Raw genomic sequence first — 23,374 nt, 5'->3', positions numbered from 1 at the left:
AAAAGCCGGATCAGATACCGCATTCCGGACAACCCACTAACGAAACGAGCGCCCAGTATAACAACTGGGAAACTCCATGCCACCACGTTGCCGCTGCCAGACAAGCCGTTTGCCCGTCAGTGACGGCTGGGTCACACCCTTATGCAGTCCAGGCAACAGTTGAAACAAGACAGCCAGAGCTAGCAACCTGTCCCATTATCAGTCGAGCCAGCGTAACTGTTGCTTTACCGCTTCCAGCAACAACACCCGGTTTGACGATTCACCATCAAATTGTACGGTCAGATAACGCTCATCCAGCTTGACTACTCGTCCCTTGCCCAACAAGGCATGCTCAATCCGCCGCCCTGCCGGGCCAGCCGTCAACCCTGGTTTCATCAGCGCGGGCTTGCCGGATGCAGATTCAGGTTTGGGCGGCCGCTTCACCAGCAGCTGCAACTGCTGGCCAGTGGCCTGCAGATATTCCGCCAACCAGCTGGCCTGCGGCCGACTGATCTGAGCTTCCGTTTGGGATTGCTCCAGCGCCTGCTGAATGGCTTCACAATCGGCCAGATTCAGTTCCTGCCAGAACGGGCTGTCGAGTTCACGATCCGCCACATCCAGGCCGCGCTTGACCACCGGCCCCAGCAAAAACAGCTGCTGGCGCGCCCGGGTCATGGCAACGTATAACAGTCGACGTTCGCTTTCGACACTTGCAGGCGTGGTAAACGCGCCTTCCGGCCGATAGGGAAAATAGTGACCGTTGAGGCCCGGGATAATCACCACCGACCACTCCAGCCCCTTGCTTTTGTGAATCGAGGTCAGCCGCACCCCATGACTGCCACGACCATTTTGCTGGCGGGCACGCTCACGCAGTTCCAGCAAAAAGTCATAGGCGGTGTCCGACGACTGCTGACTGTCACCAATAAACTGCACAAACGCCTTGATGGTTTGCAGCCGGTCTTCCACCTGCTGAGCTGAAAAGGCGCTGTCACGCACGCCTTGTTCCAGATCCGTGACGTCGATATAGGTGTTCAGCAACCGCCAGGCAGGCATTTGCAGCAGCTCGGCGCTGTCGAGTACTTCCGCCCGCTGCAGCAACTGCTCCTTTTGCCAGCGACTGATGGTATCGGGAATTGCCCGCTGCAAGGCGCGACCAAAATTCTGACTATGGTTAGCCAGTTCATCAGCAATCTGTTCCAGTACCTGACGACGGATTTTCGGATACGGCGTGGTCAGAATCGTCAGCCAGGCCTCGCGCCGCCGCTGCGGGCTACGCTCACCAAAACGCCCGGCAGCGATTTCCAGCAACAGCCAGAAGATCTCCAGCTCCCAGCGATCCAGCACTGACAACGAATGATCCAGTTGATAGGGAATATTGGCCTGCAGCAACGCCAGTTCAATCGGCGCGCACAAGGCCCAGATCCGGCAAATCACCGCAATATCATTGGGCTGACAGTGCTGCAGTTGCTGTCGCACCAGCTCCAGCACCGCCGCCGCTTCCTGGGCCGGAGCCGAGCGCCGCATTTCGATCGCCGTTGCCGGTGTGCCCGCATGCGAACGGCAAATCACCGCTTCCCGTTCGCGATTGTGGTGAATCAGGTGGTTGGCCAGCAACGACAGTTTCGGCCCGTAGCGGAAGGTTTCCGGCAGCTGATAAACCGCCACCTCACCCATTTGTTCATCAAAGCCCGAAACGATAAATTCCGGTCGCGAGCCACGGAATTCGTAGATGGTCTGATCAGGGTCGCCAATCACCATCACGGAACCACGACCGCCGTAGAGAATTTGCAGCAACTGTTGCTGGATTTCGTTGATGTCCTGATATTCGTCGACCAGGATCCATTGCATATGACCGCCAAAGAAAGCTGCCAGATCAGCACGCCTGACCAGCAGTTGAACCGGGTCCCAGATCATGTCGGCAAAACCGATACGCCGTTGATCCTTGCGCCATTCTTCAAACTGATCAAACAGCTCGATAAAAATGCGGCATTCCGGTGGTAACTCCAGCGCTTCAAATACCTCAGCGGCAGGCGACAGGCCGGACTTCACCAGATCAATAAAGCCACAGGCAGGCTCAACCCACTTTTTGCGCTGCGACAGAATATCCTGGCGGGTTTCATCATCGGCCAGCTGTTGCAGCATGCGCCAGACCACAGTGTCGAGTTCAGAGTCGCTGAGCAAGCTGCCGTCAAACGGAGGCAACTCCCCCATTTCGATCAGCTTTTTGTAGATGCGCAAACCCAGCGAGTGAAAGGTGCGTACTTCCGGCAAGCTCTGGTCTGGCAACAAGCCATGTAACTTGCGCTGAAAATCCAGCTGGGCAGCCTTGTTGTACATCAACACCAGCATGCGCCGCGGCCGGTCGCCCTGCTGTAAACGTTGCTGGATAAAGTGGGTCAAGGTGGTGGTTTTACCTGCTCCGGCCACCGCCACTACACGGGCGTGACCTTGCGGATGAGCAACCACCTCAAGCTGATGAGAGGTAAGAGTCGACATGCCAATTCCGATCAAGACACGGCATGCTAACGAGTGTTGTGGCAGCTGGCCAGTCGTTTCGACGACGAAGCAGCCGCCCGTTCAGATCATCGCATCAGGAAAATCATTCAATCCGATACACAGGCTGTTACGTACCGGCTTCAACACCGAAGCATAGATCAGCAACTGATCAATGCAATATTGCGAGCGCCCCGCCAGGTATGCGTCGGCAGGATGATCCTGATCGTTCCAGAGATCACTGACACTGCGCAAAATCAGGTGTTCGGGCAAGTACAGCAAGCGGCCATTACGATAACCGGTAGCACGCATTTCAGCGATGGCAAAAGCACCGCCACTGCTGAGCGATAACGCGACAGGCAAGACGGGTTTGTGGGCCAGTTCGTCGGACGAACTCCACAGCAACAGATTTTTCAGGCAAGTTGGCACCATACCCTGCCATTCCGGAATCACAAAGATTAATGCGTCTGCTGCAGCCAGTCGTTGCAGTACCAGGTCGACACGTTCGTCCGGCTCGGCATCCATGTGCCAGATAGGTAAATCGAGTGGAAAAAGATCGAATACATCCGCGTTTCCCAGTAGAAAACGGTCGCGTATTTGTTCGGCGATCCGCTGACTTTCACCATTGTGACGAATCGATGCCGCCACAATTGCGTTCTTCAAATCAGCTACATCATGTATTTGCATGGATAACACCAGGCCCTTGTAATCCTCTGACAGATTCAGCCTAGATGTCGATATAGCAGTATTCCAATAAAAAGCAGCTGACTTACGAGTACATCGCCAAGTGTCGGGCCAGAAAACAAAAACGGTGGCATCAAGCCACCGTTTTGAGGTTTCAGCAAATCAGGGCTGATCAGGCGCGCGGCTTGCGTGGCGCACGACGTGGGCCGTTACCCCGGTCCGCACGACCGCCTTCTGAACGACCGCCTTCTGAACGACCGCCTTCGGCACGACGCGGTGGGCGTGCTGGACGCTCAACACTGGACAGATCTGCACGGTATGGACGCATGTTCAGTGACTGGCCACAAACGCGAGCTTTTTTCAGCACGTTCATGGTTTCGTTTGGCATGCCGCCTGGCAGGTCAACCACAGAGTAGGCATCGAAGATTTCGATGTGGCCAATAAAGCCGCTGTCGAGATCAGCCTCGTTGGCAATCGCACCCACCAGGTTACCTGGTTTGAGGCCATGCTCATAACCAACACCAACCCAATAACGGATCATTTCAACGTCTGGCTTGCCCTTCAACGGACGCGGTGCGGAATCTGGTGAACTCTTGCGCTCACGACGTTCGCCACGTTCCGGACGATCACCGCGTTCACGACGCTCACGTGGTTCACGAGGCTCACGCTCTTCACGACGTGGACGACGATCTTCGTTTTCATCAATGAACAGCGGCTTTTCACCCTGCATCAGCGCAGCAACAGCAGCGGCCAGATCGAGTGGATCCAGTTCGTTTTGCAGCTGTACGTTTTCCAGGATGTCGCGGAAAATCTTGTTCTTTTCTGGATTGATCGCTTCCAGAACCTGCTGTTGGAAACGGGTCTTGCGACGCTCGTTTACATCCTTGGCAGTCGGCAGCTGGATCTCTTCAATCTGCTGACGGGTCGCACGCTCGATGTCACGCAGCATGCGCTTTTCACGACCACGAACAAACGCAATCGCAACACCTTCACGACCGGCACGACCGGTACGGCCAATACGGTGAACGTAGGATTCGGTGTCTTGCGGAATGTCGTAGTTGATTACGTGAGAAATACGCTCAACGTCAAGGCCACGGGCAGCAACGTCCGTCGCAACGATCATGTCGAGCTGGCCAGCTTTCAGCTTCTCAACGGCTTTTTCACGCAGCTGCTGCGGAATATCACCGTTCAGCGGCTGACAACGGAAACCGTTGGCCTGCATGAAATCAGCAACTTCTTCAGTCGCTTGCTTGGTCCGCACGAACACCATCATGGCGTCGAATTCTTCGGTTTCAGCCAGACGCAGCAGCGCATCATTTTTATGCGCGCCAGCAACGAACCAGTATTTCTGGGTGATCTTGTCGTTGGTGGTGGTCTTGGTCTGGATTTTCACCTGTACCGGATCTTTCAGGTGGGTTTCGGCAACCTGCTGGATCTCACGTGGCATGGTGGCTGAGAACAGCGCAACCTGACGGGAACGTGGGGTGTGTTCCAGAATCCAGTTAACGTCGTCGATGAAGCCCATACGCAGCATTTCGTCAGCTTCGTCCAGGACCACAGCCTTGATGTCAGCCAGGTTAAGAGAGCCACGACGCAGGTGATCCATAACACGACCCGGAGTACCAACGACCCACTGTGGACCGCGCTTCAGTTCACGCAGCTGCGAGCCATAGTCAGTACCACCATAAATAGCGGTCACATTGATACCGTCGACGTAACGGCTGTAGGTTTTAACCGCTTCGGCAACCTGTTGGGCCAGTTCGCGGGTAGGTGCCAGTACCAGAACCTGTGGTGACTTGAAGTCAGCCTGGGTACGAGCCAGCAACGGCAGCGCAAAAGCGGCAGTTTTACCGGTACCGGTTTGTGCCATACCCAGCACATCCTTGCCTTCCAGCAGCGGTGGAATACCGGCTGCCTGGATCGGAGATGGAGCTTCGTAGCCCAGCTCGTCCAGTGAACGCAGGATAGGGAAAGGCAGGCCCAGGCTGGCAAAACCAGCAGGAATAGTTTCGGACATAAAGTACCTGATCAGTTCTCACAGAGGCAGGGCGTGGGCCGTCTCTGCTGAGATCTCTCTGCACTCCAGACCAGTCTTTCGTAAGCGACTGGTTCACTGCATTCGGCCGGGCCCGACAATGTATGTTTGTCAAAAGGGGGCGAGAATATACAGCAAGGAATTTTAAAATGCGCGCTTTTTCTGAAAAAAGTCACAAATCTGAAAGAATTTTTGTCCTGACACTTCTACGAGTATACTGCCGCGCCCCGGCCACAGCGGCCCCATTAATTTTCAGGAGAAGCAGTCATGTTGAAAGTTAACCAGTACTTCGATGGCAAAGTTGCCTCTATCGCCCTGCAAACCGAAACCCTGCCAGCCACCGTTGGTGTGATGGTTCCTGGTGAATACGAGTTCGGCACCAGCCAGAACGAAGTCATGACCGTGGTATCCGGCGGTATCGACGCTTTGCTGCCAGGCGAATCCGAGTGGAAGAGCTACGCCAAGGGTGACTCTTTCGCCATCGCTGCCAACCAGAAGTTCCAGGTTCGTATCGCCATCGACACTGCCTACTTCTGCACCTACGAGTAATTTTCGTAGCGCCTCAGCCTTGCAACAGCAAGGCTGTCTGCTCTGGCGTCAGGGCATGTTCGTAATAGAAGCCCTGATGCACATCACAGCCTATTGAGCACAGGTATTCTGCCTGTCGGTCGCTCTCCACGCCTTCCGCCACCAGCCCCAGACCCAGTTCCTGCGCCATTTTGACGATGGTTCGGGTAATCACCCGTGACTCCGGCGTGCTCTCCAGACCACTGACAAAACTGCGATCAATCTTGAGTTTTTGCAGCGGAAACCGGTGCAGATAACTGAGTGACGAATAGCCGGTGCCAAAATCGTCGATCACCATACCGAAACCAAGCTCGCGGATTGCGTTGACCATCTCCAACACCCGTCGGGTCGGCTCCAGCAAGGTCCCTTCCGTGAGTTCAATTTCAAGATCTCCCGCCTGCAAATCATGCTTGCGCTGCAACCATTGCAACTGCTCATGCAAGTTACCGGCAGCAAAACTCTGCTGGGTGACGTTGACCGCCACCGGCACCAGAGCAATGCCCTGCTGTCGCCAGTGAGCAATCATTGCCGCCGCTGCGCGCAACACAAACCGGTCCAGTTCCGGCATCAATCCGGCACTTTCGGCACAAGGCATAAAACGCCCCGGCATCAGTAAGCCATGACGCGGATGCTGCCAGCGAACCAATGCTTCCAGTCCCACTACCCGCCCACTGCGGGCGTTGATCTGCGGCTGATAATGCAACTGCAAACCCTGGGTACCCTGCAGCGCCAACCGCAGCTCATTGGTCAGCTCCAGCCGCTCGGTAATGACCCGGGTGAGTTCGTCATTGTAAAAACAGATTGAGCCCGGACCACGCCGCTTGGCTTCGTGCAACGCCGTATCGGCATTGCCCAGCAGCTGGCTAGCAGTTTTACCGTGGTCGGGATACACAGAAATACCCATGGAGGCTGACGAAAATACATTCTGATGCTCAGACACCCGGAACGGCGTCGCTGCCAACTGCCTGACCATGGAAATCATGATATCGATTTCAGTCTGGGCCTGAATACCGGTAGCAAACAGCGCAAATTCATCACTGCCCAACCGCGACACCTGATTCTGCCCCAGCCCCATCGCTGCCAGCCGTTCGGCCCAACTACACAACAATTTATTGCCAAAGGCGTGACCATAGCTGTCGTTGATCTGGCGAAAACTGTCCAGATTCAGCACCATCACCACCAGTTTTTCATCCGCCTGCTGTTCGGCAATGGCGTCGTCGAGCAAATAGGCAATCTGATGGCGATTCGGCAACCCAGTCATCAGATCACGGTTAACCAGCCAGTCCATCCGCAAGCCTTCAGCTTCTTCACGATTATGGCCGGAAATTATCAGCGACAGGTGCTCATTGCGGGATTCTTCACCATCCAGCGGTACCAGTCGCAGCCGATGCTGGCCAGATGGCCCACCAACCGGCCGAAAGGTCACCTCCTGCTGCCAGAAGCGGTCCTTCATGGCCTGCCGAACAATGCCAGTCAGGGGTTTCGGCAACGACCACAGGTGGGCAATTTCCTGCCAGCGAGCACCTATCAACATTTCCTTTGGTACGCCGGAAATCTCACTGAACGCGCTGTTCACTGACTTGATACGTCCATCACGATGGAACACCACCACGCCCTGATCCATATGCTCGATCACACCGGCATGCACATCCGCCAGCGATGGCTGAGTACTCGCCTCAACCTTGCGCACGAAACCATAACGGCGTACCGGCAACCCCGGTTGTTGCCCGGAAACACAGGTGACAGCCCGCAGCAGGGCATACTGGCCATCCCCAAGCCGCATACGGAACTGGATGTTATAGCCCTTGTTCTGACTGACAGCGGCAGTAACCACCTCCGCCACGCGCGGATGGTCTTCTTCATGAACCCGTTGCAGCACCGCTGGCAGCCGGGCCATTTCATCAATGCTGATACCAAGCATTTTCTGCAGGGTCGGCGACACCCGCATCTGGCGTTCGCCAACCACATATTCCCAGCAGCCCCAGGCCGCAAAATCGGCCGCTTCATCCATCAACAGCAACTGAAACTGTAGCTGTCCAGACAGCCGGGCAACATCAATATAGGCGAGCGACATATGAGTCAGGGTAACCAGCGCCGAGCGCACAGCAGAATTGAGCGGGCGCAGCGGCCCGGCAAATACCAGCATCAGCAGGGCACGCACCGAATTCGCCGCAACAATCGGCACAAACAAGGCCGGACGATCGTGACTGAATCCCCTCCAGATAGAGGCCAGCGTCGATGTATCCGCTACACTGAAGACTTCAATGTCCGACAAATAAGAGCAGCAGCTGTCGAGCGCCTGTAAAGAAAGGCCCTGCAAACGCTGGCGCGTGGTTTCCAGATCACAGCTGCCAGCGACAGTGACCATAGACGGCTGGTTTTGATTGCCAGCAACAACCAAAGCTGCGACGTCAGCTCCCATGGCACGGGCGGTCAGATAGAGCATCCCTTCGATATCGCGATCAACCGGTCGGCCTTCTGCAGCAATATAAGCCCTTGAACATCGCTCCAGGATTTGTTGGAGTAACCGGGCACGGTTATTCGTATTGTTCATCTGGTCCGACAGACAGCCCGGTTCAGATTGCAAATTCGCCACTCTACAACTCCGCTGGCAAACAACTGGTGAAATTCAAAGCGCCCTACTGATAAGCAGGACGATTATCAGAAAAGCGAGAATGACAGGTTAGTTCAGTTCGCGAATGATTAAGTCGCGAAGTGTGGTTTTTATTAATAATTTCGCTATATACGCAAATCTATAGCCGACCACTTGCGCCACTGACTGCAAAGAGGCAGAAAATGTTCGACAAAACCGATTTAATCCGCCTGATCTCCACGGTAATGCCGTTTGGCAAGTACCAGGGCAAGGTGCTAATCGACCTGCCAGAAGAATACCTGTTGTGGTTCAGCCACAAGGGTTTCCCCGATGGCGACCTCGGCCGCCTGATGGCACTGGCACTGGAAATCCGCATTCACGGACTGGAAGATATTCTCAAGCCCCTGCGCGCCCAAACTGCGCCACAAACTACCGCTAACCAGGAAACAAGACATTGATCCGACTGGGCATATTGGAAACCGACGTTCTCTACGACGACCTGCGGGACGACTACGGTTCCTACGGCATGATGTTTCGGCGCTTCTTTGATGAATTGAGCACGCCACTGGCCAAGCAGCTGGAATATCGCCACTATCAGGTCACCGACCTGCAACTGCCGCAATGTATTGATGAGTGTGACGCCTGGCTGATCACCGGCTCCAAAAGCGGCGTTTACGACCCACTGCCCTGGCAACAGCCGCTGGCAGACCACGCTCGTCGCTGTTTTGATGCAGGCATTCCGATGCTGGGCGTCTGTTTTGGCCATCAGTTTCTGGCCCATAATCTGGGCGGTCACGCCGGTTTGAGTGATCAGGGCTGGGGAATTGGCGTGCGCGCCAGCAAGGTGATCAACCAGCCCGCCTGGAGCCAGGTTCACAGCAGCCACATCCGGCTGATCTACAGTCACCGGGATCAGGTCACCGCGCTGCCACCTGGCGCCACCCGCCTATCGGGTTGTGGTTTTTGTCAGAATGCAGCCTTTAATATCGACCGCCGGGTATTGGCGTTCCAGGGTCACCCGGAATTCACGCCAACCTATCTGCGGCGCTTGCTGCCACGCCGCAAGGATGTGATAGGCTCGCGCTACCAGCGCGGCATGGCAACCGTCGATGTCAGCAACGACAGCCAGCTGGTTGGTAACTGGATGCTGGAGTTTCTTAACTGGTCGCTGGTAACACAGCCTGGTTAACCAATATGGTGTGGAGCCAATTGCAGCGCTGCCAACCGCTGCCCTGCCAGGGTGACCTGCCCCTGATATCTGTGTTCGCCGGTGGATGAGAACTCAAACTGATAGCGGCGTTTGATACAGACGCCGCCATTGATATAACGCCCCAGCCACAGTTTTTCGAACACCAGAGTGTCGTCCAGCAGCTGCAGTGATTCACTGGCACAGCGCTTGCGAACCTGCATCAGAGCCAGATTTTTGGCCCGCTGTTGACTGGCCCAGGCCAGCCACACCAGAGCCAGCAGCAGCGGAATCAATAACAAATCAAGCGTCAGCACGTGGCGGGTTCCTTTCAATCCGTTGCAGCGACCAATTCGCCACCGCGTTATTCTCAATAACTATCAAGTCTGGCTTGTGTCAGAGCCAAAGGCAATGTGCGCCCTGCCCTCTTTCTGCTATGCTCCGCCGCCCTGTACGAACCCGCTGGAGAATGCCCATGCCACGCGCCTGCGCCCGCCATATTCTGGTCAACACCAAAGAAGAAGCCGACAAGTTAAAAGCCATGCTCGACAAGGGTGCGGACTTTGCCAAACTGGCGATGAAACATTCCCAGTGCCCGTCGAAGAAAAACGGCGGCAGCCTCGGCGAGTTCAACAAGGGCGATATGGTCAAGCCATTTGATGACGTCGTGTTTAAAGGCCCACTGTTAAAAGTTCAGGGCCCGGTAAAAACCCGCTTTGGCTACCATTTGATCGAAACCATTTACCGCAACTGATCTGTTCACACGAATCAGTGCCTGCCGGGCTGGGCAGCTGACGCAATCAGCTGCTAAGCTCTTGCCGTTCAATTTATAAACAACCCGATGACCTCCGAAGACGGAGGCCCCCATCCCACCGAGACGGAGATACACCATGCTGCAAGCTGGCACCTATGCCCAGATGACCGTAGAAGAATTCCTGCCACAAGGCGCTTACCTGCTGGATCAGGACAACGACCGGGTGCTGTTGCCCAACCGTCAGATCCCCGAAGGCACCCAGGTTGGCGACAGCCTCAAGGTATTTATCTATCTGGATTCCGAAGACAGATACATCGCTACCCTGCAACGGCCGCGTATTCAACTGCATCAGATTGCCTGCCTGACCGTCGCCGACGTCAACCGTACCGGCGCGTTTCTGGACTGGGGACTGCCAAAAGATCTGTTCGTGCCGTTTGCCGAACAGCAGCAACGTATGGAAGTTGGCAAGTCCTACGTGGTGTACCTGACCGAAGACAACACCGGCCGCCTGATCGCCACCAGCAAACTCAACCGCTATATCAAGGACAAGGCCGTCTCGACCGGTGCCTGGCAGGAAGAAGGTGAACCGCTGCTGAAAAACGGCGAAGCGGTCAAGCTGCTGATCGCCCAGCGCACGGACCTCGGCTACAAGGCGGTCGTCAACAACCTCTGGTGGGGTGTTTTGCACAACGACGATATTCGTACCGCGATCAAGATCGGGATGAAACTCGACGGCTTTGTGAAACGGGTGCGCGACGATGGCAAACTCGACCTGACCCTGGAAGCCGTTGGCTTTAAGCGCACCCAGGACCTGTCTGGTCGCATTTTGAAAAAACTGCAAAGTGGCCCTGGCATCATGGCCGTCAGCGACAACAGCCCGTCCGATCTGATTGAAATGCACTTTGGCTGCAGCAAACGCGCTTTCAAACAGGCGATTGGCCGCTTGTACAAGGAACGCAAGATCATCATCGAAACCGACAGCATTCGGCTGGCCAGCGAGCAAGAGCAAGCCGAAGCCCGCAAGACAAAAGATGATCACAGTGCCCGCAAACCCGGCTTTCGCAAAAGCGCCGAAGGCAAACCAGCTGGAAAATATACCGACAAGCCATTTGATCGTTCAGGCCGCGCCTCTGAACCGGCCCGCTCGTTCAAATCAGACCGTCCAGCCAAAGGTGACGATCAGGACAAGCCAAAAGACTCGCCTTACAAGCGAGATCAAGCCAAACCGCGTGATAACAACCGGGAAAAAACGGTGGCCGAAAAACCGGCAAAAGATAAACCATCCAACCGCAAGTGGATGAGCAATCGCAAAAGCACCGAAAAGACCCTGTCGCTGAAAGGCAAACGTAGCGATAAAGAATAATCAGCAAGGGCAACCGAAAGGATACAAGCATGGCGTACTGGCTGTTTAAATCCGAACCAGACACCTTTGGCATCGACCACCTGCGGCTGCGGCCGCAGCAAACCGAACACTGGGACGGCGTGCGCAACTACCAGGCACGCAACTTTTTGCGTGACGAGGTCAAACAAGGCGATCTGGTGTTTATCTATCACTCGTCCTGTAAAGACGTTGGTATCGCCGGCCTGGCCGAAGTCAGCCGCGCCGCTTACCCCGACCACAGCCAGTTCGACCCTGAATCAAAATACTTCGACCCCAAAGCCAGCCCGGATAATCCGCGCTGGTTTATGGTCGACGTCACCTTCCGGGAAAAATTCAAACGGGTGTTACCGCTCAGCATCATAAAGGCGATGCCACAAATCACCGAACTGGGTGTGGTGAAAAAAGGTCATCGGCTGTCGATCATGCCAGTGACCGAAGCCGAGTTTGAAATCCTGCTGTACAAGGCGCGAGGCTGATCAACAGTCTCAGCGCAGATAAATCTCGCCCTTCAGATAGGTCACGGCAGTCCCGGTCAGCAACACTCGCTCGCCAGCCCGCAAGCAATCCACCACGCCGCCACGGGCTGAAGCCTGGTATCCCACCACCCGTTCAAGATCCAGTCGTTCCATCCAGTAAGGCGCCATCACGGCAAAAGCAGAACCCGTCACCGGGTCTTCATCAATGGCAAACGCCGGTGCGAAGAAACGGCCAATAAAATCGTAATGTTTTTCGATAGCCTGGGCGGTCACTATCACGCTACCGTATTCGGAGTGCTTCAGCGCCGCAAAATCCGGTTTGAGTGACTGCACCAACGGCTCACTGTTGACCACCACCTGCAGGTACTCCACCGCCATGCCGGTGTACTCGACCTGTTCCGGTTTCAACCCCAGCATCGCCAGGTATTCAGCGCTGACCTCAACTGGCCGCAGCTGCTCAGCGGTCAACGACATCACCATTGCCTGACCTTTGCGTTCAACGGTCAAAATGCCACTGAGGGTTTGAAATCGCACCTGAGTCGCCGCCGGATTGGCTTCGCTGAAGTACCAGTGGGCGCTGGCCAGGGTGGCATGGCCACACAGGCGGACTTCCACTGCTGGCGTAAACCAGCGCAAGTGAAAGTCCGCCTGACTCTGGTCAGCCAGCTTTACCAGAAAGGCGGTTTCCGACAGGTTGTTTTCCATCGCAATATTTTGCAGGGTCTGATCATCCAGCCACTGCACCAGCGGCACAACAGCCGCCGGGTTGCCCGCAAACAACTGATCGGTAAAGGCATCTATCTGGAAAATCGGCAGGCTGGCCATGGCGGGTTACTCCCCTGTAACTGGCAACGAAAAAACGCTATTGCACCACAAGGCCAACCACTTCGGCAGCGACAATTTTGCCCTATGCAGCCATTACAGTGTCGTCTTGCCCGCCGTTTCGTCGTATAGTCGCCGCCATCTGTATTTGGGCCCACCATTCATCCGGGATTATTCCGCAGCAGGGCCCAGAGAGCATGTTACGCAGAGGATATCCAGCCATGCCAAAAGCAAGTGAAATCAAAAAGAATGCCGCGATTGAATACAATGGTCGCGCCTACTTTGTAAAAGATATTGAGCGTTCAGCGCCACAGGGCCGCGCCGGTGGCAGCCTGTACCGCATGCGTATGTATGACGTGGTAACCGGTCAGAAGATTGATGAAACCTTCAAGGATTCTGACATGCTGAACTTCGCTGACCTGACCCGTCGTCCAGCGATGTTTTCCTACCTGGACGGCGACGCCTGGGTATTCATGGACAACGAAGACTACACCCCATACCACCTCGACAAAGCCGCTATCGAAGATGAATGTCTGTTCATCAACGAAAACACCCAGGACCTGCAGGTATTGGTTGTAGACGGTGCTCCGGTTGGTCTGGTGCTGCCATCGATTGTTGAGCTGGAAATCACTGAGTGTGAACCTTCCATCAAGGGTAACTCAGCTACTGCCCGTACCAAGCCAGCTACCATGAGCACTGGCCTGGTTGTGCAGGTACCTGAGCACATTTCACAGGGCGACGTTATCCGCATTAACGTGGAAGAACGCCGTTTCCTGGGCCGCGCCAGCAAGTAAGGCGACGCCGACGTCAGGCAGGAGCCGTCCTGCCTGATTCCTTCCCTTCTTTTCCCTTTTCTACTTTTTCTTCATCTCCAGGCTCACCAGAAATCCGTGCAATAAGCCTGCTTTTCAATCCAGTGCAAGGTATTGCCGACCAGGTAAATACTGCCTGAAACGATGGTAGAACCAACAGGCACCACGACACCAAACAAGGCCAGGCAAGCTGCCATTTCCTGTTCACTACCCACCGAGCCACAAGAGGCTTGCGGCGTTTCTACTCCCAGCTCCCATTCAGGAAACCGATGAGTACATTGCACCATCTCACCATTACTGACGATCTTTTCATGGGGCTTGGCACGCACACTGACACAACCGCTACTGCTGATCACCAGCGACAACGCAGTAACCAACAACAATAATTTTGAATAACGAAACAAACGGTTTTTCAAATCACAATCCCTGTCACAAAACCCGATAGACCGGACATGCTAACAGATGGTGCAGCGACAACCAGCCAGACAGTGATGGCTTTTACGTTGCCCCGGTGGACTTATGCACCAGCTGACGCGCCAGTTCGACGATGCCGTCATGCCAATACAACTGTTTCTGCCAGTGAGCAGGAATGCCTTCAACGCCATACCAGGCACCTGCCAGCTGGCCGCAAATCGCCGCTGTCGTGTCGGCATCGTCACCGAGGTTAGCCGCCAGCAGAATCGCTTCCTCAAAAGAAATGCTGTTAAAGAAGCACCACAAGGCAGCTTCCAGGCTACGCACCACATAACCTGAGCCTTCGATTTGTTTGCTGTCTTTCTGGATAAACGCGCCGCTACTGATTTCCCGAATGGAATCAGTTTGCAGCCAGCCTGGCGTTTGACCGATCAATGTTTTCGGATCGTCGCCGAGGTAAACCCGATGCAGCAACCAGCCAAAATAACGGCAGGCATCCAGACATTCGGCGCTGCCATGTGTCGTCGCCGAACTCTGGGCGCTATATTCCAGCACCTCATGCTCTACCGGTGAATACCAGATCACCACTGGTGCCAGCCGCATCAGCGAACCGTTGCCCGAGGTATTCGGCAAGGTTGAACCCGCCATCGGGTCTCCACTTTTGCGATAACGCTTGAGCGCCGCCCGCACCGTGTTGCCAATATCGAAACACTGGCCGGTAGAACTCAGATACCCTTCCCGATACCAGCGTTCGTAGCGATCCATCTGATCGGCGGCATCAAAGCCGTCGCAGGCAATCAGGGATTCCGCCAGGCACAGCGCCATCGAGGTGTCGTCTGTCCACTGGCCGGCCTGCAGTCGAAACGGCCCGCCACCGACCATGTCACGCAGCGGCTTATAGCTGCCGCGAGCACAGAATTCCAACGTCGTGCCAACCGCATCTCCGCACGCCAGCCCCAGCAAACTTCCGCACTGTCTGTCGAGTTGTGTCAGCATTCGGGACTCCTGTTTTCATTACACTCTGTGTGGAATTACACTACAGGGAATTCCAGAGCGACTTGATATGCAGCCAGATACTCCAGCGATAGCGGCCGAGTTGGCCCACAATAACGCCGACTCACTGCCAAATGGTGACAGAGCCACTGCGAACCACCGGGCTGCCGGGCAGCCAGACTGGCCTGTCATGCCGGTAAAAGCCTGCCTGCCTATCAACCGTTGCAATCTGCCCGCCAAAATTCTCGCCAGTCTCAGTTTTCAACAGCATCCGGCGCCATTATTGCTCGACGGCGTGCTCGAATTACACAAGGCATTGTTTCACGCCCTGGATCAGGTCGCTGACGCCAGCCAGCGAGCCATGCACTTTATGGACTATATGCGTTCCAGCTTTCTGCTCGAACACCCGGACAGAAACGGCCTGCAGCAAGGCCAGGCCAGCGACCGCAGCCGGGCGGATTACCTCAAGTTACTGCGTGGCTGGATGTTCAACCCCGACGGCATCGAAGCCGCCGTTCTGAAAGGCTGGGTTGAATCGCGATTCGGACTATTGCCACGTTTCCATCATCAGCCCATCGACGAGCCGGATTCCAACGCCTACCACCAATATGTGGTCGCCCGCATGACCGGCCTCTACAATGCCAACAGCCTGGAATCCCAACTCGACCTGCTCTACAGCTGGTGTCAGTACGAACTGGGGCGGCGACTCAGGGGAGCAACAGGTGACCCTCAGAGTCATATAGTGCTGTACCGTGGCAGCAATGATTTGCAGCGTCAGCTGATGTGTCCGCCGCAGAAAAGCCAACTGGTGCTGTGCCTTAACAGCCTAAACTCTTTCAGTAGCGACGCCGACACCGCCGGTTCTTTTGGCGACGTTGTTATTCGGGTCGATGTCCCCGTTGCCAAGCTGCTTTACGTGCCGGGCCTGCTACCCTGCGCGCTCAAAGGTGAAGAAGAATACCTGGTGGTGGGTGGCCTCTACCGCGCTACTCGCCAGCTTTAGGCACAACACCGGCAGCTGTCAGTCAGGCCAAATCCCGTCAACAGACTGTTCACTGCCGAAATTAGAAACAAATTAGTCAGTCTGCGTCGCGCAAGACCACCCTGTTCGGGTAAACTTGCCGCCATTTTTAAATTCGCAATACCCCAACAGCAGGAAAATCTCTTGATCTCCACAGCCAACATCACCATGCAGTTCGGCGCCAAGCCACTGTTTGAAAATATTTCCATCAAATTCGGCGACGGCAACCGTTACGGCCTGATCGGTGCCAACGGCTGTGGTAAGTCCACCTTCATGAAGATTCTCGACGGTTCACTGGAACCGACCGCCGGTAACGTTTCCGTTACCCCGAACGAGCGTCTCGGCAAGCTGAACCAGGACCAGTTCGCCTACGAAGAATTCACCGTGCTCGACACTGTGATGATGGGCAACAAGGAAATGTGGGCTGTGAAGGAAGAGCGTGATGCCATCTACGCCAACCTCGAAGCCACCGAAGACGACTACATGCGCGCCGCCGAACTGGAGGGCGAATTTGCCGAGCTGGGCGGCTACACCGCCGAAGCCAAGGCTGGCGAACTGCTGCTGGGTGCCGGTATCGAAACCGAATTCCACAGCGGTCCGATGAGCAACGTTGCTCCAGGCTGGAAGCTGCGGGTACTGCTGGCCCAGGCACTGTTCTCTGATCCAGACATCCTGCTGCTCGACGAACCGACCAACAACCTCGACATCAACACGATTCGCTGGTTGGAAGGCATTCTGAATGACATGAAGTGCACCATGATCATCATCTCGCACGACCGTCACTTCCTGAACTCGGTTTGCACCCACATGGCCGACATCGACTACGGTCAGATCAAGATTTACCCAGGCACCTACGACGACTTCATGATCGCCTCGACGGCCGCCCGTGAACGTATGCAGGCCGACAACGCCAAGAAGAAAGCCCAGATCGCCGAACTGCAGCAGTTCGTATCGCGCTTCTCGGCCAACGCTTCCAAGGCCAAGCAGGCGACTTCCCGTGCCAAGCAGATCGACAAGATCAAGCTGGAAGACATCAAGCCATCCAGCCGCCAGAACCCGTTTATCCGCTTTACGGCAGAGAAGAAACTGCACCGTCAGGCGGTGGAAATCGACAACCTGGGTCACGCCTATGACGGCGAGGCAGCACTGTTCAGCAAGTTCAGCCTGATGATCGAAGCCGGTGAGAAAATCGCCGTCATCGGTGCCAACGGCGTGGGTAAAACCACCTTCCTGAAGTGCCTGGTCAACGACGTTGAGCCGACCTCCGGTTTCGTCAAATGGGCTGAGAACGCCAACGTTGGTTATTACGCCCAGGATCACGAATACGAATTCGAACAGGACATGAACCTGTACGACTGGATGGATCAGTGGAAGACCGAAGAACAGGACGAAACCGCCGTACGCGGCTCCCTCGGCCGTCTGCTGTTCAACGCCGACGCCATCAAGAAGAAGGTCAAAGTCTGCTCCGGTGGTGAAAAAGGCCGCCTGTTGTTCGGCAAATTGATGATGGGCAACCACAACGTGCTGATCATGGACGAACCAACCAACCACATGGACATGGAATCGATTGAATCCCTGAACATGGCGCTGGAAATGTTCGAAGGCACCCTGGTATTCGTCTCTCACGACCGTGAGTTCGTATCCTCGCTGGCGACCCGCATTCTGGAAATCCGCGATAACAAGATCGTCGACTTCCACGGCACCTATGACGAGTACCTCAAGAGCCAGGGCGTGGAATAATCCGCGCTTTCGCTATTTGACGGGCACAAAAAACGGAGCCTGGTGCTCCGTTTTTTGTGCCAGCCAGTTCCCGCCTACACCGAAGGCTCAACCACACTTGATGACGGTGCCGGAAACGCCTTTTTAAAGGTAAACGCCTCAGCCGTCGCACCTTGCTCCCGTAACAGCTCCAGCTTCTGCGCCGCCTCTTCCACCGTTGGCTCATGACCCGCCGGCACCCACCACAACACCATGTGTGATTCAACCATCTTGTCAAACCACTCCTTCTTGCGCCGCATAATTTCAACATGCGCAGAGCGATACACATAATTATGCAAGGCGTCGACGGACTGCCAAACCGACAGATTCACAATCTGATCCGAGCCAAAATAATCGATGCTGGTGGCATCCCCTTCTGCCGTCTGCAAACGCCAGACAAAGCCGGGGGAGTCTTCCGCCAGTGCATTAATCCGATCCAGATTGGCGACAAAATCAGCCAGCTGCGGCGAATCAATCGGAGCCAGCAATTTGGCGATATTCAACTGGGCAATCTGATATTGGCTCATGTTCCTTCCCTGAAAAACGAATGTTGCTGAAGCAGCCTACTTTAGCGCACCAGATGTGTCAGAACAGCTTCAACCAGGCAGTCACAAGACAGCCGGACTTGATCAGCCCCCCAACAACCCCTTCAGCGTCTTCCGATAGGAGACATACGCAAAGCTGCCCGCCAGAATATTGCCGATCAGCGCGCCCCAGAAAATACCCTCCATATCAGCCATTTGGGCCCCAAGCCAGATACAGGGCAGATAACACACAAACAGCCGCACAATGGATATCATCAGCGCGCTATAGGATTTGCCCAATGCGTTGGAGACGGATACCAGCAGCATACAGCTACCAAGTGCCCCCAGGCTGAACGGCACAATGCTCAAATATTGGCTCAGCAAGCCAGAGACCTGGGTATCGGCGCTCATCAACCCCGCCAAAGCACCGGCTGCCAGCCAGCTGATGCAAGCGATCAGCAGTTGCCAGCCCAGCACAAACAACAACGAGATTTTTACCAGTGCCTGTACCTGATCGAGCTGCCCCGCACCCCAGGCACGACTGACCATGGGCGGTAATGACATGGTCAGAGCCAGCACCACCACAATCGAGAAGAATTCAAAGCGCGACCCTAATGCCCACATGGCGACCGCGGTGGAGCCAAAACCGGCCAACAACTTGGTGGCCAGCAGGGCGGAAATGGATGGCATCATCTGGCTCAGCATGGCCGGTGCCTGAATATGAAACATTTCCGGCAAAGCCGTTTTCAGGTCCAGAGCGTCGAAGTGAAACTCCAGCCACTGCTGGCGCTGCACGCGCACATACACAATGCCGATGCCCGTTATAAACGCCAGACAGGTGGCAATGGCTGCGCCGTTCAGGCCCATATCGAGGCCAAAGATAAAAAGCGGGTCCAGCGCCATATTGATCAGACTGGTCACCATCATCATGGTGCCGGGCAGTATGGTATTGCCGTTGGCGCGACAGAGGCTGTACAAGAAATACAGAAACGCACCAAGCCAGGCGCTGGCCAACCACCAGAGCCAATAACCATCCACCAGCGGTTTAACATCCGCCGACGCCCCCAACATATCCAGCAAGCCATCCCGAAACAGGTAAATCAGTACACAGGCCAATAACACCACAGCGCTGCCGATAGCCGTTACCAGACCACCAAATTCACGCGCCTCAAGCGCCTTGCCGGCACCAATAGCCTTGCTGATCAGCACACTGGCAGACACCCCAAAACCAACCTGCAAGCCGATAATCACCATTTGCATCGGCAGCGTAAAACCCTGCGCCGCCAGCGGCGTTACTCCAAGCTGGCCAATAAAGGCGCTGTCGACCAGCTGAAAGCTCATTAGCGACAGCACCCCCATCACCATCGGGCTGGTCATTTTGAATAGTTGGGAACCAAGGGACTGAGCCGACAAAAGAATGCGCCTTTAGGGTTGGGTTGTTTAAATATCACTGCGACCCTGAATCTGGTCAGCCATCGGCAGCCTGCGAACCTTAAAGCCTGACTGGCGATTGATCCAGCCACAAGCTGATCGTGAACGCTGCAACAATCCTTTTCATAAACTGGCGCGGTTGGTCTTGCATTGACTCGTTTGACAGCAGTGCCGCCATTCTATTCGCCACGGACATGCTCTCCACCCCTGCTGTGCGCAAATTACCCAATATTGCTGCGCGCTCTGCCAATCCCCACAACCGCTGGTTTGCTATAACAACCGCTTTCATCTGTGCAGCGGAGTTATACATGTCTGTCAGTAGCGGCGCTGCCGCCCCCTCCTATCCGTCGGTTGCCAGTCGTTCGGTGATCGAATTCTCGATGGCGCTGGGCAGCTTTGCCATCGGTATCTGTGAGTTTGCACCGATGGGGCTGATGCCGGAGATGGCCGATTCACTCAGCGTCAGCGAACTGGAGGTCGGCCACTTTATCAGTGCCTATTCGCTGGGAGTGATGGTTGGTGCGCCGATTCTGGCCGTGGCTGGCGCACGCATGCAGCGTCGTTATTTGTTGTTATTGCTGATGGCTTTTTTTGCGGTTGGCAACGCCGTCAGCACACTGGCGGCCGACTATGGCGCCATGATGCTGAGCCGTTTTTTATCCGGCATGCCACACGGTGCCTATTTTGGTGTGATGTCGCTGGTAGCGGCGTCGCTGGTTCCACCCGATGGCCGCGCCAAAGCGGTCAGCCGGGTGATGCTGGGGATTTCCTGCGCCATGTTATTTGGCAGCCCGTTGGCAACCTGGCTCGGTCAATTAGCGGGCTGGCGGGTGATTTTTGCCATCATCGCCGGACTGGCGCTGCTGACGATCCTGATGATTTTGCTGTGCCTGCCTGAAACCCCTCATGAACAACGCAACAACCCACTGGATGAACTGAAAGCCGTGCGCAATCCGGCAATCTGGATGTCGATGATTATTGGCTCGGTCGGTTTTGCCGGAATGTTCTGCGCTTTCAGTTATCAGGCTCCAACCCTGATCAATCAGGCCAAGGCAGACCCGATGTGGATTCCGGTGGCGCTGGCCGCCTTTGGTCTGGGCGGTATCAGCGGCAATATGTTTGGCGGCTGGCTGTTTGATCGTTTGAGGTTTCGCTCGCTGGGCATCCTGTTGCTGTGGGGCACCGTCACCCTGCTGATTTACCCACTGCTGACTTACACATTACCAAGCATGCTGCTGGGCTGTTTTCTGGTCGGCACCATGGTGTCGATATCCCCGGCCTTGCAAACCCATTTGATAGATATTGCCGCCGACGCCCAGACACTGGCGGCGGCTTCCAGTGCGTCGGTTTTCAATATCGCCAACGCCATGGGCCCCTGGCTCAGTGGCATGGCCGTCGCGGCCGGATTTGGCTGGAGTTCGACCGGCTTTGTTGGGGCCGCCATGACCGGGCTGGCGCTGCTGTTATATCTGACGGTTGGCAGCATAGCCGCAGGCCAGACGGCCCCCTGTAATGCAAACCAAACTGCGGCGAATTAAGCAGCGACGCATTAAACTGCAGATAATTGAACAGGCACATGGGCAGTCGCGGTGTATTAGACATTTCGCTATTACACCCAGCAGAAACCCTTCGAAGTCTGGTCAGATAAACTTCGGCACCAGCATCAAACCGACACCAACAGCAATTACCGCCCAGACGTTGTCGATAAAATACGGATACACCATCAGGGCCACACCGGTATAACGCACCACCAGGTTGGCCTGCTTTTTACCATAGATAAAATAGCCCAGCCCAATCGAGCTGAACAACACGCCCAGTAGCAGTACAACGGGATCCAGATCTGACAACACGGCAGTTTCTCTTGGCTAAAGGAAGGGAATCCGATCAGACCACAAATTTGCGGTTTTGATGCAGTGCTCCGTCACAGGCTGTTAATCCTGTGGAAATTGCGGTTCATCCATCAGGATGGAGCCATCCATGGTCGTCAAAAAGGTATTCCAGATTTCATAGGTACGCTGGCGGGTTAACTGGATTTTGCAATCGAGCGCCATCACACCGCGCATGGTGCCATCACGCCACTGGCTGTAAACCGAACCACAGTGGGCTTCGCGGTAACCCAGCCAGGCCTGCTGGGCATGCTTAATGGCAGCAACCAGCTCATCATCTTCATTTACGGCCAAACTGCCCAGCAGATATTGCTGCAACATGGCTTCATCAGCCTCCAGCTGGCGGGCCGCACATTGATTAATTTCAATGGTGGTGTTGGCATCATTACAGTCAGGCTCATTAGCCCAACACTCAAACCCGACTGCCAGGCTGGCAGCCACTACCAGTGTTTGAATTGAGTTCATGCGAATTCCTTGTGTTCAAGGACACTATTTTGACCAGCCAGCGAACCTGCGTCGATGGCACCATGGAAGCAATTTTCCATCTGCTACCGCACATATCCCCTCTTTCCAACCCAACACAGGCCGATTACCACTCACCGCCGCAGTCCTTTATACTGCCGGGCCTAACTCACCCTCTGTCATTCAGGAATCCGCATGTCAGATAACAAAGTCGTTTTCGAAACCCTGTACGATGGCTACGCCCAGTCCTTCACAGTCACCAAGCAATTGTTTGAGGTGAAAACCGAGCACCAGTATCTGGAGATCGTTGAAACGCCTTTTATGGGTCGTGTGATGCTGCTGGACGGCGTGGTGCAAACCACTGAGCGCGATGAATTCATCTATCACGAAATGATGGTTCACGTGCCGCTGTTCGCTCACCCGAATCCAAAACGCGTGCTGATCATTGGCGGCGGAGACGGTGGCATCCTGCGCGAAGTGCTGCGTCACAAGAACGTAGAACACGTGACCCAGGTTGAAATCGACGGCAGCGTCATCGACATGTGCAAGGAATACTTCCCGAACCACTCTCAGGGTGCCTTCGACGATCCGCGCGCCAACATCGTGATTGCTGACGGCAAGGAATTCGTTGCCCAGTGTCAGGACACCTTCGACGTGATCATTTCTGACTCTACCGACCCAATCGGCCCTGGCGAAGTACTGTTCACTTCCGACTTCTACAAGGACGAGAAAACCTGCCTGAACGAAGGCGGCATCATGGTGGCGCAGAACGGCGTGCCGTTTATGCAGAAAAATGAAATCACCAATACCTACCAGCGCCTCAGCAAGCTGTACACCGACACCAGCTTCTACGTGATGCCGGTTCCAACCTACATTGGTGGCTTTATGACGCTGGCGTGGGCATCTGATGATGAAAGCCTGCGCAAGCAAACCGCTGAACAGATTCAGGAGCGCGTTGACGCTGCCGGCTTCGAAACCCGTTATTACAACGCCGACGTTCACGTAGCGGCTTTCGCATTGCCGAACTATGTTCGCAAGCTGTTGGTTAAAGCCTGATACGGTTTAACAGAGCGGATATAAAAACGAGCCAGCTTGCTGTGATG

Annotated in this window: 23 protein-coding genes; 11 read left to right on the top strand and 12 right to left on the bottom strand. The window is 55.2% G+C overall.

Annotated features, from left to right (window positions below):
- Positions 1–198: 198 nt before the first annotated feature.
- The 3 genes from K6123_RS05425 to K6123_RS05415 all read right to left on the bottom strand — a co-directional run bounded on the left by K6123_RS05425 (position 199) and on the right by K6123_RS05415 (position 5,173).
- A complete protein-coding gene (locus K6123_RS05425) occupies positions 199–2,475 on the bottom strand; it encodes an ATP-dependent helicase (protein WP_221794932.1) in 2,277 nt (758 codons plus the stop codon).
- 81 nt (positions 2,476–2,556) lie between these two features.
- Positions 2,557–3,159 (bottom strand): NADPH-dependent FMN reductase, encoded by a 603-nt coding sequence (locus K6123_RS05420; RefSeq protein WP_221794930.1) that lies wholly within the window; start codon positions 3,157–3,159, stop codon positions 2,557–2,559.
- Positions 3,160–3,328: 169 nt separating this feature from the next.
- Complete coding sequence (locus K6123_RS05415; protein ID WP_221794928.1) at positions 3,329–5,173, bottom strand: DEAD/DEAH box helicase; 1,845 nt, start codon at positions 5,171–5,173, stop codon at positions 3,329–3,331.
- Positions 5,174–5,458: 285 nt separating this feature from the next.
- Between K6123_RS05415 and ppnP the strand changes: the two genes are divergently transcribed.
- A complete protein-coding gene (ppnP, locus tag K6123_RS05410; protein ID WP_221794926.1) occupies positions 5,459–5,740 on the top strand; it encodes a pyrimidine/purine nucleoside phosphorylase in 282 nt (93 codons plus the stop codon).
- Between the two features lie 13 nt (positions 5,741–5,753).
- Here ppnP and K6123_RS05405 read toward each other — a convergent pair whose 3' ends face one another.
- Positions 5,754–8,354: a putative bifunctional diguanylate cyclase/phosphodiesterase gene (locus K6123_RS05405; RefSeq protein WP_221794924.1), complete on the bottom strand. Its 2,601-nt coding sequence runs from the start codon at positions 8,352–8,354 to the stop codon at positions 5,754–5,756.
- Between the two features lie 200 nt (positions 8,355–8,554).
- On the opposite strand from K6123_RS05405, the gene K6123_RS05400 reads away from it, so the two are divergent.
- A complete protein-coding gene (locus K6123_RS05400; protein WP_221794922.1) occupies positions 8,555–8,809 on the top strand; it encodes a DUF3820 family protein in 255 nt (84 codons plus the stop codon).
- Complete coding sequence (locus K6123_RS05395; RefSeq protein ID WP_221794920.1) at positions 8,806–9,540, top strand: glutamine amidotransferase-related protein; 735 nt, start codon at positions 8,806–8,808, stop codon at positions 9,538–9,540. The genes K6123_RS05400 and K6123_RS05395 overlap by 4 nt, the downstream gene beginning before the upstream one ends.
- Here K6123_RS05395 and K6123_RS05390 read toward each other — a convergent pair.
- Complete coding sequence (locus K6123_RS05390; RefSeq protein ID WP_221794918.1) at positions 9,537–9,854, bottom strand: DUF3301 domain-containing protein; 318 nt, start codon at positions 9,852–9,854, stop codon at positions 9,537–9,539. The two genes, K6123_RS05395 and K6123_RS05390, sit on opposite strands and share 4 nt — an antisense overlap.
- Before the next feature lie 158 nt (positions 9,855–10,012).
- On the opposite strand from K6123_RS05390, the gene K6123_RS05385 reads away from it, so the two are divergent.
- From K6123_RS05385 to K6123_RS05375, 3 genes are all read left to right on the top strand, one after another.
- Positions 10,013–10,291, top strand: a complete 279-nt coding sequence (locus K6123_RS05385) for a peptidylprolyl isomerase (RefSeq protein ID WP_221794916.1) — start codon at positions 10,013–10,015, stop codon at positions 10,289–10,291.
- A 136-nt stretch (positions 10,292–10,427) separates the two neighbouring features.
- Positions 10,428–11,654 carry a CvfB family protein gene (locus tag K6123_RS05380; protein WP_221794914.1) on the top strand — a complete coding sequence of 409 codons (1,227 nt, stop codon included), beginning with the start codon at positions 10,428–10,430 and terminating at the stop codon, positions 11,652–11,654.
- A 29-nt stretch (positions 11,655–11,683) separates the two neighbouring features.
- The gene (locus tag K6123_RS05375; RefSeq protein ID WP_221794912.1) at positions 11,684–12,148 is read left to right on the top strand and encodes an EVE domain-containing protein; all 465 of its coding nucleotides are present in this window, start codon (positions 11,684–11,686) and stop codon (positions 12,146–12,148) included.
- 9 nt (positions 12,149–12,157) lie between these two features.
- Here the strand turns inward: K6123_RS05375 and K6123_RS05370 are convergent, their stop codons facing one another.
- Entirely contained in the window at positions 12,158–12,973 is an 816-nt protein-coding gene (locus tag K6123_RS05370; RefSeq protein WP_221794910.1) for a PhzF family phenazine biosynthesis protein, read from the bottom strand.
- A gap of 218 nt (positions 12,974–13,191) precedes the next feature.
- On the opposite strand from K6123_RS05370, the gene efpL reads away from it, so the two are divergent.
- Positions 13,192–13,764 (top strand): elongation factor P-like protein EfpL, encoded by a 573-nt coding sequence (gene efpL, locus K6123_RS05365; protein ID WP_221794908.1) that lies wholly within the window; start codon positions 13,192–13,194, stop codon positions 13,762–13,764.
- An 83-nt stretch (positions 13,765–13,847) separates the two neighbouring features.
- Here the strand turns inward: efpL and K6123_RS05360 are convergent, their stop codons facing one another.
- The gene (locus K6123_RS05360; RefSeq protein ID WP_221794905.1) at positions 13,848–14,198 is read right to left on the bottom strand and encodes a hypothetical protein; all 351 of its coding nucleotides are present in this window, start codon (positions 14,196–14,198) and stop codon (positions 13,848–13,850) included.
- Between the two features lie 82 nt (positions 14,199–14,280).
- The gene (locus tag K6123_RS05355; RefSeq protein ID WP_221794903.1) at positions 14,281–15,192 is read right to left on the bottom strand and encodes an ADP-ribosylglycohydrolase family protein; all 912 of its coding nucleotides are present in this window, start codon (positions 15,190–15,192) and stop codon (positions 14,281–14,283) included.
- Between the two features lie 67 nt (positions 15,193–15,259).
- Here K6123_RS05355 and K6123_RS05350 point away from each other — a divergent pair, with 67 nt between their 5' ends.
- Both K6123_RS05350 and K6123_RS05345 read left to right on the top strand, forming a co-directional pair.
- A complete protein-coding gene (locus tag K6123_RS05350) occupies positions 15,260–16,192 on the top strand; it encodes an NAD(+)--dinitrogen-reductase ADP-D-ribosyltransferase (protein ID WP_221794901.1) in 933 nt (310 codons plus the stop codon).
- A 162-nt stretch (positions 16,193–16,354) separates the two neighbouring features.
- On the top strand, positions 16,355–17,950 hold the full coding sequence (locus tag K6123_RS05345; RefSeq protein ID WP_221794899.1) for an ABC-F family ATPase: 1,596 nt from the start codon (positions 16,355–16,357) through the stop codon (positions 17,948–17,950).
- Positions 17,951–18,024: 74 nt separating this feature from the next.
- Here the strand turns inward: K6123_RS05345 and K6123_RS05340 are convergent, their stop codons facing one another.
- Entirely contained in the window at positions 18,025–18,495 is a 471-nt protein-coding gene (locus K6123_RS05340) for a DUF3291 domain-containing protein (RefSeq protein WP_221794897.1), read from the bottom strand.
- A 102-nt stretch (positions 18,496–18,597) separates the two neighbouring features.
- A complete protein-coding gene (locus tag K6123_RS05335; protein ID WP_246624633.1) occupies positions 18,598–19,905 on the bottom strand; it encodes an MATE family efflux transporter in 1,308 nt (435 codons plus the stop codon).
- A gap of 326 nt (positions 19,906–20,231) precedes the next feature.
- On the opposite strand from K6123_RS05335, the gene K6123_RS05330 reads away from it, so the two are divergent.
- Positions 20,232–21,461, top strand: a complete 1,230-nt coding sequence (locus K6123_RS05330) for an MFS transporter (RefSeq protein WP_221794894.1) — start codon at positions 20,232–20,234, stop codon at positions 21,459–21,461.
- A 102-nt stretch (positions 21,462–21,563) separates the two neighbouring features.
- Here K6123_RS05330 and K6123_RS05325 read toward each other — a convergent pair whose 3' ends face one another.
- Complete coding sequence (locus K6123_RS05325) at positions 21,564–21,773, bottom strand: hypothetical protein (RefSeq protein WP_343223963.1); 210 nt, start codon at positions 21,771–21,773, stop codon at positions 21,564–21,566.
- A gap of 81 nt (positions 21,774–21,854) precedes the next feature.
- The gene (locus tag K6123_RS05320) at positions 21,855–22,274 is read right to left on the bottom strand and encodes a lysozyme inhibitor LprI family protein (RefSeq protein WP_221794892.1); all 420 of its coding nucleotides are present in this window, start codon (positions 22,272–22,274) and stop codon (positions 21,855–21,857) included.
- Positions 22,275–22,466: 192 nt separating this feature from the next.
- Here K6123_RS05320 and speE point away from each other — a divergent pair, with 192 nt between their 5' ends.
- Positions 22,467–23,327 (top strand): polyamine aminopropyltransferase, encoded by an 861-nt coding sequence (speE, locus tag K6123_RS05315; protein WP_221794890.1) that lies wholly within the window; start codon positions 22,467–22,469, stop codon positions 23,325–23,327.
- Positions 23,328–23,374 lie beyond the last annotated feature (47 nt).

The organism is Oceanobacter mangrovi (assembly GCF_019740315.1).
GTDB classification, from domain to species: domain Bacteria; phylum Pseudomonadota; class Gammaproteobacteria; order Pseudomonadales; family Oceanobacteraceae; genus Oceanobacter; species Oceanobacter mangrovi.
This window is presented reverse-complemented; position numbering and strand designations above follow the sequence as displayed.